Raw genomic sequence first — 11,485 nt, 5'->3', positions numbered from 1 at the left:
AAGCCATGATGACCTCCTGATTGGTGAATTTTGGAAGAGCGATTATAGCATTTAAAACATAAAATTAGATAAAACGGCGCTTTTTAAAAATTAATGAAAAATGCAGTAAAAATTTAATAAAATTATGGCTATTTAAAGAGTTAAGGAAGATAAATGCTTTTTACAAAGGCAAGCGAATACGCTCTACTTTCGCTTATTTTAATATCTCAAAAATCATCGCCAGTTGATGTTGATACGATCTCAAATGAGCTTAAAATTTCAAAAAGCTTTCTGGCAAAAATTTTACAAAATTTAGCAAAAGATGGAGTTTTAAAGTCATTTAAAGGAGCAAATGGCGGTTTTGCACTAAACGGCGAACCTGAAAATTTAAGCATAAAAAAGATAATCGAATGCGCCGAAAAGCGCGAACTAAGCGTCTTTGAGTGCTCATCTTCAGCCCTTGGCTGCCCGTCAAATAAAGCTTCAAGCTGTCAAATTTGGTCGATGTTTAGCGGCCTTCAAGGCAAGATCGACGAGATGCTTGATGCGATCAAACTAAGTGACATCGTTAAGAAGTAAAGTTGGCAAAGCAAAAAAATAATATTTTGACTCTTGTCGCACCGTTTCTTGCGCCGATTGTCAAATTTAAAAGTCTTAGCATCGTTGGTATCATCGTTGCCATCCTTGCTATCATCATCGTACCGCTTCCAAGTGCGGTGCTTGACTTTTTCTTGGCACTTTCGATCTCGATTTCGGTGCTTATTATTTTGATCTCGATCTACGTGCCAAAACCGACTGACCTTAGCACGTTTCCGACACTCATTCTCATCATCACGCTTTTTCGTCTCTCGTTAAACATAGCGACCACTCGTATGATCTTAAGCGAGGGTCACAACGGCCCAGAAGCGGTCAGTGAGATTATCTCCAGCTTTGGAAATTTCGTCGTTGGCGGCAACTTCGTCATCGGCACTATCGTATTTTGTATCTTGGTGCTCATAAATTTCATGGTCGTAACAAAGGGTTCAACCCGTGTGAGCGAGGTGCAAGCTCGTTTTACACTTGATGCGATGCCTGGTAAGCAAATGGCGATAGATGCGGACCTAAACGCAGGTTTAATAGACGAAAAAACGGCGCGCGAAAGACGTCAAGCCATCATCGGCGAGGCAAATTTCTACGGCGCGATGGATGGTTCGTCTAAATTTATAAAAGGTGACGCCGTAGCCGGTATCATCATCACTATCATTAACATCATCGGCGGCTTTGCTATCGGCTCGTTTCAGCACGGCCTTGATATGGCGACATCGGCTCAGTACTATACGATCCTAACCATCGGTGATGGCCTTGTGAGCCAGATACCTGGACTTATCACCTCAACAGCGACCGCCATCATCATCACAAGGGCTAGCAAGGACGACGAGGACTTTGCAGAGGGCACGCTAAATCAGCTATTAGGAGACTATAAAACCTTGCTAATAGTTGGCTTCATACTATTTATGTTTGCCCTTGTTCCAGGCCTTCCGACGCTATCTCTTGGCTTTATAGCACTGCTATTTTTGGGGCTTGGCTACATCATCAAGCAGACCAAAGATGGCGGGCTAAATTTAAGCCTTGCGCCAAAAGAAAAAGCAGCTGGTAAAAAAGCTGGAGCCGCTGCACCAAGTGGGGCAGGGGCAGCAGCTGCAAGTGGCGGGGCTGCTAAGACTCCAAAGAAGAGCGACGAAGAGATCGCAAGAGAAGAAGAGACAAAGATAAATGACATCTTAAAGCTTGAAATTTTAGAGCTTGATCTAGGATATGGCCTACTAAAGCTAGCTGACGTGGATCTGATAGAAAGAATTCGCGCTATGAGGCGAAATATCGCTTCAAGTCTTGGTTTTTTGATGCCAAAGATAAGGATCCGCGACAACCTCCAGCTACCACCAAACGAGTACCGCTTCAAGCTAAAAGGTATCATCATCGGTCAGGGTGAAATTTATGCGGATAAATTTCTAGCGATGGATAGTGGCCTAGTTAGCGAGGATATCGAGGGGATTCCGACAAAAGAGCCAGCTTTTGGACTAGACGCTCTTTGGATCGACGCTAGCGTCAAAGAGGACGCCATACTTAGTGGCTATACGATAGTTGATCCTGCAAGCGTCATCTCAACACATATGAGCGAGCTTATCAAGCAAAATGCAGCCGAACTTCTAACTCGCCAAGAGACGCAAAATTTACTAGACAAACTAAAGATCGACTACCCAGTCGTGGTCGAGGATACGCTAAGGATCGCACCTATAAATTTGATCCAAAAGGTCTTAAAAACGCTGCTTAAAGACAATATTCCGATCAAAGACCTACTTAGCATACTTGAAGCCATCAGCGACATCGCCGAGGTTAGTAAAAATTTAGACATGATCATCGAGCATGTGCGTGCAGCGCTTTCACGTGTCATCACCTCGCTTTATGTAGATGAAAAGGGGCAACTAAATTTTTATATCCTAGACACCGCCGCACAGCAAAAGCTGATGGATGCGGTGCAGTATAAAGACGGAGCATATCACTTGATGATAAATGTAGCGCAGACATCATCGATCGTGCAGGCGCTAAGGCGTGAAAAAGAGAAACGGCCGATGAGCCAGCACGGAGAAATGGTGCTTTGCGTGGAGCCAAGCCTTCGCAAATTTATAGCAAATATCTGCGCAAATTTCGCCATCGACATAGTAGTACTAAGCTTTGCTGAGATCTCGGCAAATACGCCATTTGAAACGGTTGGCGTCATAGAAATAGAAAATTTATAAAGGAAAACGATGAAAATTTATCACCTCTCGCACACCGATCTTGACGGATACGGCGCACAATACATAACAAATTTTTACTTCAAAGATGTGAAATTTCTAAACTCAAACTACGGCAGAGAGATAGATGATAAATTTGCTCAAATTTTATCTGAGATAGATGCCTCAAACGATGATAAAAACGTTATCTTGATCACTGATCTAAATTTAAGTCTAGCTCAGTGTGAGAGCTTTGAGGAGATGATAGATGGTAAAAATATCAAGCTATTTTTGCTAGATCATCACCAAAGTGGTGCTGAGTGTGCGAGTACTTATGCTTGGTACTTTTTGGATAGTTCAAGGTGCGCCACAAAGATCACTTACGACTTTTTTGCAGGCATTTTTGGTCAAAATAAAGAGCTTGAAATCTTTAGCGACGTCGTAAATGCCGTGGATATCTGGCTAAAAGATGATAAAAATTTTGAGATGGGCAAGGTTTGCTTGGGGCTTGTGGCAAACGCCAAAGAGATAAATAAGGTGATGTTTGAGGCTGAAAACAACCTATATATGGATCATATCTTAAAAGAAGCTAGCAAATTTTTTAACGAGAAGAACGACTATATCGGCCTTGATATGCAGGTGCATGCGATTAAGAAGTCATTTTTCAAAGAGGACAAGGACGATACGCTAAGCAACCTGATCTCAAACTACGTCGTCAAAAAACTTAGTGAAAATAAAGAGAAATTTAGCATAAAGTATAAAGACCATAAAGGAATTTTGACCTACAATATCGGCAACGTTTCTGTTATCGGCAACGACTTTTTAGTGGCAAATCCTGAATTTGACTTCTTTATCGACGTGACAAATAAAAAAACGTTAAGCTTTCGCGCAAATGGCAAGCTAGACGTTAGCGCCATGGCAAAGCACCTAGTTGGCGGAGGCGGACACGTCAATGCAAGTGGCGGGCTCTTTGCAAATTTCAAAGATGGCTTTAGTTTTGATCCGATCAAAGCGCAGATAGTTGATCTAATAACAAAAAAAACACAGGAGGAGATATGAAAGAAGAAGAGGTAAGCGTAGAGGAGCTTAGCTACGAGCTTAGCATGGTGCTTGAAGCGATGTTTTACTATGCTGGCGTGAAAAAAGATAAGCTTGAAGAGGCGGCAAATCTCTATGTCGAGTGCATCGACGATGCGCTAGAAAACTCTGATGCTAGCGGTAGCGACGAGGTCATAGAGATAGTTGAATATATGAAAAAACACCATCCAAAGTTATTTAAATAAGGAGAAAATATGAAGAAAATTTTAGTTTTAGCGGCGGCAGTTTTTGCGCTAAATGCTATGGCAAATGAAAATTTAGACAAGGCAAATGAGCTTTATGCAAAGAAAAATTTTAACGAGGCATACCTTGCTTTTAATAAAGCTTGCGGCGAGGGCGAGAAAAAAGCTTGCACGATGAATGCGATCATGCTATTTAACGGCGACGGCGTGGCAAAAGATAGAGCTCAGGCTGAGAAAATTTTTACAAAAATGTGCGACGAAAATGAGGGCATGGCCTGCGAAAAACTAGGCGAAATGACAGCTTATGGCCTTATAAAAGATAAAGACGACAATGAAGCAAAAAGCGAAGAGAAGGCAAAAGCTTTGTTTAAAAAAGCTTGCGACAACGGCTACAAACCGGCTTGTGACTTTGTAACAAAATAGATCAAAAAGGGCTTAAAATGGGCTACAAACATAAAGATTTGATAGGAACTAGAGAGCTTAGCAAGGAAGAAATTTTATATTTTTTAGAGGCGGCAAAAGAGTTTAAGGAGCTAAATTTAAGCCAAGTTAAAAAAAATGACTACCTTCGTGGAAAGACCACGATCAACGCATTTTATGAAAACTCGACAAGAACTAGAACATCCTTTGAGATCGCAGCAAAGAGGCTTGGGGCTGATACGATAAATTTTAGCTCATCAAACTCGAGCGTGACAAAGGGCGAGAGCCTAAATGACACGATGAATAACATGACTGCTATGAGAACTGACATCATTGTGCTTCGTCACCCAAGCTCTGGAGCGGCGAAATTTGTAGCTGATAGGACAGAGGCTAGCGTCGTAAATGCAGGAGATGGCACAAATGAGCACCCAAGCCAAGCTTTGCTTGATCTTTTCACGCTAAGAGAGCATGGTAAAATTTTGGATAAAAACCTAAACGTGGCGATCATCGGTGACATCGCTAGAAGCCGCGTGGCAAGGTCTGACATCTGGGCGATGAAGAAATTTGGCATAAATTTAAAGCTCTTTGCGCCAAGGATGATGATGCCAAAAGACGCTGAGGTCTTTGAGTCTCAAATTTGCAAAAATATGGAAGAGGCTTGCGAGGGCAGTGACGTCATCATCATGCTTCGCATCCAGCTAGAGCGTGGCGGTGCGGACGTGGCATTTCCAAGCTCGAGGGAGTACTCGAAATTTTTTGGACTAAATAAAAATAGGATAAAGCTAGCAAAGCCTGACGCGATCGTGCTTCACCCAGGGCCTATAAATAGGGGCGTGGAGTTAAACTCAGACGTGGCTGATGGCACACACTCAGTGGTGCTTAACCAAGTTGAAAATGGCGTTGCGATAAGAATGGCGATACTAAATACGCTTGCAAAAAATAGGGGCTAACGATGAAAATAGCAATAATTAACGGCACTATCGTAAATAGCGACGAGAAATTTAAGGCAAATATCCTAATAGAAAACGGCAAAATAGCCAAAATCGGAAGTGAGAAATTTGAGGCTGATAAGGTCATCGATGCTACAAATAAGCTAGTCATGCCAGGACTTATCGATATGCACGTGCATTTTCGCGATCCTGGTCAAGAGTATAAAGACGACATCATATCAGGCTCGCAGGCGGCCGTGGCTGGAGGAGTGACCACCTGCCTTTGCATGGCAAATACAAACCCAGTAAATGACAACGCCTCGATCACAAGGGCGATGATAGAAAAGGCCAAAAACTGCGGACTGATCGATCTTTTACCAATCGCAGCCATCAGCAAAGGGCTTGGTGGCAATGAGATCGTCGAAATGGGTGATCTTATAGAGGCTGGCGCAGTTGCATTTAGTGACGATGGACTACCAGTCACTAGCTCAAGCGTGATGAGAGCGGCACTTGAGTACTCAAGTATGTTTGGTAGCTTTTGTATAAGCCACTCAGAGGATTGCTCGCTTTGCAGGCAGGGCGTCATGCACGAGGGTAAGGTCTCAGCCATACTTGGACTTCGCGGCATGGCAAGAGAGAAAGAGGAGATCGCAGTTAGCCGTGATATGCTGCTTGCAAAGCTCACCAAAGCGCACATCCACATCGCTCACGTAAGCTCGGAGTACTCGCTAAAGATCATCGAAATGGGCAAAAAAGAGGGCATAAACATCACTTGCGAGGCCACACCACACCATTTTAGCTTTAGTGACGATGAAATTTTAAAAAATGCCTATGATACAAATTTCAAAATGTCGCCGCCACTTCGTGAGATAAGCGACGTAAAAGCTGTGAGAGAGGCACTGAAAAGCGGTCTCATAGACGTTATCGCCACCGATCATGCGCCGCACCATACAGATGAAAAGATAGTGGAATTTGACAAGGCGCCATTTGGTATCATCGGACTTCAAACCCTTGTGCCACTTACGTTAAAGCTCGTAAATGAGGGCGTTATAAGCTTAGAGCGCATGGTGGAGCTAACATCTACAAATGCGGCTAAAATGCTAAATTTAAAAGACAAAGGTAAGCTCGCAGTTGGTATGCTAGCTGATATTGCGGTGATTGATCCTGAGATCGAGTACATTTATGATGAGAAGATAAACCGCTCAAAATCGATAAATTCTCCGCTTTTTGGCAAAAAGCTAAAAGGCGCAGCGACTACCACGATAAAAAGTGGCAAGATCGTTTATGAGTTTGGAAAATAATATAAATTTGCTCGTGCTTGCGAGTAAATCCTAAATCTTCAAAATCCAAAATTTGCTAGAAATTTCTAGCAAATTTTATTTTTTATGAGTTATATTTTTTAACGATACCGCGAACAACTTTTTCGATAAAAAGCGCAGAGGCGACTTCGCAGTGCTCTCTTGTTGAGTGCGGTGAGTAGATGTTTGGTCCAATAGAGCATGCGCTAAGACCCGCTTTTTTCTCCAAAAGCACTCCACACTCAAGGCCTGCGTGAACGGCTGTGATCCTAGCTTCTGGCTTATAAATTTTTAGCTCTTCTAGGATGTCGTTTGCAAATTGATCATTTATAGGCTTCCAAGCCGGGTTTCTATCTTTTCTGATAACGCTAAAACCAACCGCTTTTGCAAGCTCAGAAATTTCAAATTCCATCCTATTTAGTCCATCTTTACTCATTGATCTTGCAAAAAACTCCACTTCAAGCACGCCATCATCTTTGATCTTTGCAAGTGAGAGATTGACACTATCTTGTGGTATGCCTAGCTCGCAGTTATAGGCTCTTACGCCTTGAGAAAACGAGTTAATTAAAGCTAAAATTTTCTCGCCATTTTCTAAAATTTCTTCACCCGTGCCAAGCTTTTTCACGCTTAAATTTTCACACTCGCTCTTTAGCTCCTTATCGCTTAAAACCAGTGCAGTTGCGCCACTTGGGATAGAGTTACTTCGCTCGCCACCTTCAAATTTAACAAGTTTGCAGCCATTTTTAGTCACAAATGCAGCCAAAACCTTGATCGCATTTGGGATATTTTTATGTATCTCGTTGCCAGAGTGTCCGCCTGGTAGGCCGATCACTTTTACTTCGTAAAGCGTGCTCTCTTTTGTTTTTTTGCTGTCTAGTGCGATAGTGGCAAATAAATTTACACCGCCAGCGCAGCCGATAGTTACGCGGTCGTCCTCTTCGCTGTCTAAATTTAAAAGCTTATCGGCTTTTAGATCGCCGCTAAAGCCAGCAGCTCCAACCATGCCGACCTCTTCGTTGTTTGTAAAGAGGCACTCAATGTCGTCAAATTCGCTTATCATCTGCATCATGATAGCCACACCTATGCCGTTATCTGCGCCTAAAGATGAGTTTTTAGCCCTCATGTAGCCATCATCGCCATAAACTATCTCGATCTTTGGCGCATCGCCCATGCAGACCATATCGTAGTGGCTTTGCAAGCAAATTTTTGGCTTGCCCTTATAGGCATGGACGTTACCAAAGCTATCGACCACGACCTCACAGCCCTTATCTCTTGCAAAATCGGCCAGAAAATCACGCATCTTATCAGTATCGTAACTGCAGTGCGGTATCGTCGCAAGTGTCTCAAATTTCGTTAGAATTTCGCTCTTTGGCATATTTGCCTCCATTAAATTTATTTTATCTCGCCTTTATAGCCAGTCGCATCAACCGCCTTTAAAAGCTCTTTTTCATCGACATTATCATCTGCTACAATGACAGCTTTTCGCTCTTTTAGCGAAACATCTGCCTTTTTGACGCCTTCAACGCTAAGTGCGGCCTTTCTTACTATCGCTGTGCAAAGCGGACAGTGCATGCTAGGTACTGAAATTTCTATCTTTTTATCAGCGTAGCAACTAAGTGCAAGAATGGTTAAAACTAAAATTTTACGCATAAATTTCTCCTAAAAGCTCCGGATATGTAAGGAGTAAAAGCAAAATCACTCCAAAAAGTATATATATAAGTATCCATTTTTTCTTTTTATAGCTTAGGTTGCAGCTTTTTGGCTTGTAAAATAGACTAATTCCTGAAATCACAAAGCAAATGACGGCTACAACGCTTAAAGGGACGCGGTACTCGTATAAATTTTGTGTCCAAGATAGAAATGAAAAAGATGTGCCAAAAAGTAGAAAAAGAAGTGCCGGCAAGCAGCACAAGGTAGCGCCGATAGCACTACCTATGGATGTTAGTATCAGCCAAAAGGCTCTCATTTTAGCTCTGTTGATACGTAGTCGTAGCTAAATTCTTTTGGCGAATAGTAGTTTTGCGTGTTGCCATCAACCTCAGCGTATGGATAGCCAAAGTTGTTTAGCGGAGTTTGCTCTGGAGTTGGCTTTAAGATAAAGTCACGTCCGTAGTTAAAGCCTATCCAGCACATCTCCCAGTTGCCAAAGCAATAATCCCTAACAGCTACGATCTTAGCGTCATCATTTGTTAATTTCTCACCAAGTCTCACCTTTGTGACGTCTGCTGGATCAACTGGTATCCAGCCATAGCCTTTTAAGTAAAACTCAGCCCTGCAGTGCTGTCCGCCTGAAATTTTAGCCACGCCGTCTTTTGCGCTACCCATTTGGTCTGAAAATCTAGACTGACCAACCCTAATGCCAAAAATTTCTCTAGCAGGTATGCCAACTGATCTACAAAGTCCCACAAAAACTGAGTTTATGTCGGTACATTTGCCTACTAGCTTGCCACTTTCTAGGATGGCTCTAACATCACCCGTGCCACATCCTAGGATACTATTATCACGCTGCATAGTGTTTGCCACCCACGTATAAATAGCCTTTGCACGCTCCAAATCGCCTTTAGTATTGCCGATAATCTCAAGCGCTTTTGCCCTTACGACACCATCTGTTGGGATGTGTGAAGTTGGTTTTAAAAACTCCAAAACAGCAGGATCGACCTTCTCATTTGGATCGAAATTTACCTTGCTAAAGTCGGTATTGCGCTCTGTTGTTTGGATCTTAAACTGGATATTTAAAATAGGTCTTTGCTCATTTTTTTCAAATTCGCCATACATTGTTGGTATTAGCGTGTCTGAGATATAGACGTTTTTAGCGGTTGTGTTTATGACGTAGTCTTGGGTTAGTTGCTGATAAGTGGTGCTTAGTGGGAGCGGTAGCCAAATTCTCGAGCTTTTGCCCTTTTCAAGAAGCAGATGTTTGAAATTTACGTCAAAATTTCTAACTACTGGGTTTGCTGGCTCATCACTAGCTAGAGTGACACTTGGAAGCAGACTTGCTGCACCTAAAAAACTACTGAATTTAAAAAAATCTCTTCTTTGCATAAAATGCCTTTTTGCTTAATCTTAGCCAAACTTGGCTCTAAAACTGCCTGCTATTCTAGCATAAAATTTTTATTTATGATAAAATCCGCCACATGAAAAAGATTATATTTTTAGGCTTTATAGCGCTATTTTGCAACGGTTGTCTTTATATGAATGAGCGCGGAGTTTCGACTCAATATTATAATGATTGTAAAGAGTATTATGACGCGACTGGCACCTACCAAAAAGAGTGTCCGCACAACATCGTAGACTGGAAATAGCGTGGATCTTAGCAAATTTAACGAGCAGCAAAAGCAAATTTTTAATAGGATAGAAAATTTAGCAAATTTTGATTGCGAATTTAGCCTCTCTGATAGCGTAAATATCAAATTTAAAAATTTAGACCAAGCCAAAAAAGATGAAATTTACGACATCGCCCTTAGTCTAAAGCCTTGGCGAAAAGGGCCATTTTTACTTGATGATATATATATAGATAGCGAGTGGCAAAGTTTTATTAAATTTAATATCCTAGCCCCACACCTAAATTTAGCTAGCAAGTGCGTGGCTGATGTGGGTTGCAACAATGGATATTATATGTTTAAGATGCTTAGTTATGGCCCAAAAAGCATAACTGGCTTTGACCCAAGCGTGCATACATATTTGCAATTTAAGTTTTTAGATAAATTTATCCGCTCAAATATCACCTACGAGCTTCTTGGAGTAGAAAGCTTGCCAGAATACGCAGCGAAATTTGACACCATTTTTTGCCTTGGTGTCATCTATCACAGAAGTGACCCTATAAAGATGCTAAAAGAGCTAAAAACCGCGCTAAATCCAGGTGGCGAGCTATTTTTAGACACGATGTATATAGATATGGACGGCGACTTTGCACTTACGCCAAAAGATAGGTACTCCAAAATTCCAAATATCTACTTTGTGCCAACGCTTAGTGCACTTCAAAACTGGTGCGAGAGGGCGAAATTTAAGGACTTTACCCTGCTTGATACAAAGGCGACTGATCTAAATGAGCAGCGAAAAACGCAGTGGATAGATGGTGAGAGTCTTTCAAATTTCTTAGATCCAGCCGATAATACAAAGACGATTGAAGGCTATCCAGCCCCAAAAAGAGCCTACGTGAGAGTTAAAATTTAAGGATAAATATGGCAGATGAAAATATTTTTGAAGCAAAAGACGAGTCACAAATAATCCTCCCAGAGGACGAAAATCCGCTAAGAAACGAGATAAAAACTGCTCCTTTAACAAAGCTAAATTTTAGTGGAACGGCATTTTTACTTGAGAAAAATCACGCAAAAACTAGATTTTTTACCACGGCTGACATGGTAAGTGACGCTGAGGGGCTCATACATAGCGGTTTTGTCTTCATGGGGGCTAACTACGCAGCACTTTTAGCTATAAATGAAGAATTTTGCGTTAGCATCGGTGCTAGGATAAATTTCTTTGGACCGCTAAAACTTGGCGACGTGGTCGAATTTGACGCACAAGCAAGGTTTGAAGAGAGCAGAAAAAGAGAGGTAAAAGTGATAGGCTACGTAAAAGAGATCAAGATCTTTGAAGGTGTCTTTCAGCTAGTCACGCTTGAAGAGCATATCTTTGTCGCTCGGCAAAAAAATATCCAAAAAGAAGCCGCCATAAGACAAAAGAAAGAGCGCGAAGAGGCGCAGGCCAAAAACAACGGCTAAATTTAACTGATGAGATATAAATTCTCATCTTTTAACTTCAAATAAACTCAAAATTTTAAAGACAAATCTTATCTTATTATCTTATTTTGGTAAACAATCGGTAAT

The 11,485-nt window shown here is 41.7% G+C and carries 14 protein-coding genes; 10 read left to right on the top strand and 4 right to left on the bottom strand.

Features of this window, described 5'->3' with window-relative positions; genetic code table 11:
* Positions 1-153 precede the first annotated feature (153 nt).
* From CYO90_RS03375 to CYO90_RS03345, 7 genes are read left to right on the top strand one after another with little or no spacing between them, the layout of a single operon-like run.
* A complete protein-coding gene (locus tag CYO90_RS03375; RefSeq protein WP_004317794.1) occupies positions 154-558 on the top strand; it encodes an Rrf2 family transcriptional regulator in 405 nt (134 codons plus the stop codon).
* A gap of 2 nt (positions 559-560) precedes the next feature.
* A complete protein-coding gene (gene flhA / locus CYO90_RS03370; RefSeq protein ID WP_103578440.1) occupies positions 561-2,756 on the top strand; it encodes a flagellar biosynthesis protein FlhA in 2,196 nt (731 codons plus the stop codon).
* A gap of 9 nt (positions 2,757-2,765) precedes the next feature.
* The gene (locus CYO90_RS03365) at positions 2,766-3,791 is read left to right on the top strand and encodes a DHH family phosphoesterase (RefSeq protein ID WP_103578439.1); all 1,026 of its coding nucleotides are present in this window, start codon (positions 2,766-2,768) and stop codon (positions 3,789-3,791) included.
* Positions 3,788-4,015 carry a hypothetical protein gene (locus tag CYO90_RS03360; protein WP_002942640.1) on the top strand — a complete coding sequence of 76 codons (228 nt, stop codon included), beginning with the start codon at positions 3,788-3,790 and terminating at the stop codon, positions 4,013-4,015. The genes CYO90_RS03365 and CYO90_RS03360 overlap by 4 nt, the downstream gene beginning before the upstream one ends.
* 9 nt (positions 4,016-4,024) lie before the next feature.
* Entirely contained in the window at positions 4,025-4,435 is a 411-nt protein-coding gene (locus CYO90_RS03355; protein WP_103578438.1) for a tetratricopeptide repeat protein, read from the top strand.
* A gap of 17 nt (positions 4,436-4,452) precedes the next feature.
* Entirely contained in the window at positions 4,453-5,382 is a 930-nt protein-coding gene (locus CYO90_RS03350) for an aspartate carbamoyltransferase catalytic subunit (protein WP_103578437.1), read from the top strand.
* A 2-nt stretch (positions 5,383-5,384) separates the two neighbouring features.
* A complete protein-coding gene (locus CYO90_RS03345; RefSeq protein WP_103578436.1) occupies positions 5,385-6,662 on the top strand; it encodes a dihydroorotase in 1,278 nt (425 codons plus the stop codon).
* An 82-nt stretch (positions 6,663-6,744) separates the two neighbouring features.
* On the opposite strand, the gene CYO90_RS03340 is transcribed toward CYO90_RS03345, so the two are convergent.
* The 4 genes from CYO90_RS03340 to CYO90_RS03325 are packed head-to-tail and all read right to left on the bottom strand — an operon-like array spanning position 6,745 to position 9,701.
* Complete coding sequence (locus tag CYO90_RS03340) at positions 6,745-8,034, bottom strand: M28 family peptidase (protein WP_103578441.1); 1,290 nt, start codon at positions 8,032-8,034, stop codon at positions 6,745-6,747.
* Between the two features lie 17 nt (positions 8,035-8,051).
* Positions 8,052-8,309, bottom strand: coding sequence for a heavy-metal-associated domain-containing protein (locus CYO90_RS03335; protein ID WP_103578435.1), 258 nt, complete (start codon positions 8,307-8,309; stop codon positions 8,052-8,054).
* Positions 8,302-8,625 carry a hypothetical protein gene (locus tag CYO90_RS03330; protein ID WP_021085941.1) on the bottom strand — a complete coding sequence of 108 codons (324 nt, stop codon included), beginning with the start codon at positions 8,623-8,625 and terminating at the stop codon, positions 8,302-8,304. The genes CYO90_RS03335 and CYO90_RS03330 overlap by 8 nt, the downstream gene beginning before the upstream one ends.
* Positions 8,622-9,701, bottom strand: a complete 1,080-nt coding sequence (locus tag CYO90_RS03325) for a transglutaminase-like domain-containing protein (protein WP_103578434.1) — start codon at positions 9,699-9,701, stop codon at positions 8,622-8,624. The genes CYO90_RS03330 and CYO90_RS03325 overlap by 4 nt, the downstream gene beginning before the upstream one ends.
* Before the next feature lie 92 nt (positions 9,702-9,793).
* Here CYO90_RS03325 and CYO90_RS10185 point away from each other — a divergent pair, with 92 nt between their 5' ends.
* The 3 genes from CYO90_RS10185 to CYO90_RS03315 are packed head-to-tail and all read left to right on the top strand — an operon-like array spanning position 9,794 to position 11,380.
* On the top strand, positions 9,794-9,961 hold the full coding sequence (locus CYO90_RS10185) for a hypothetical protein (protein WP_002942642.1): 168 nt from the start codon (positions 9,794-9,796) through the stop codon (positions 9,959-9,961).
* Position 9,962: 1 nt separating this feature from the next.
* Entirely contained in the window at positions 9,963-10,832 is an 870-nt protein-coding gene (gene cmoB, locus CYO90_RS03320; RefSeq protein WP_103578433.1) for a tRNA 5-methoxyuridine(34)/uridine 5-oxyacetic acid(34) synthase CmoB, read from the top strand.
* An 8-nt stretch (positions 10,833-10,840) separates the two neighbouring features.
* Positions 10,841-11,380, top strand: a complete 540-nt coding sequence (locus CYO90_RS03315; protein WP_103578432.1) for a thioesterase — start codon at positions 10,841-10,843, stop codon at positions 11,378-11,380.
* Positions 11,381-11,485 lie beyond the last annotated feature (105 nt).

Source organism: Campylobacter concisus, assembly GCF_002913745.1.
GTDB classification, from domain to species: Bacteria; Campylobacterota; Campylobacteria; order Campylobacterales; family Campylobacteraceae; genus Campylobacter_A; species Campylobacter_A concisus_R.
This window is presented reverse-complemented; position numbering and strand designations above follow the sequence as displayed.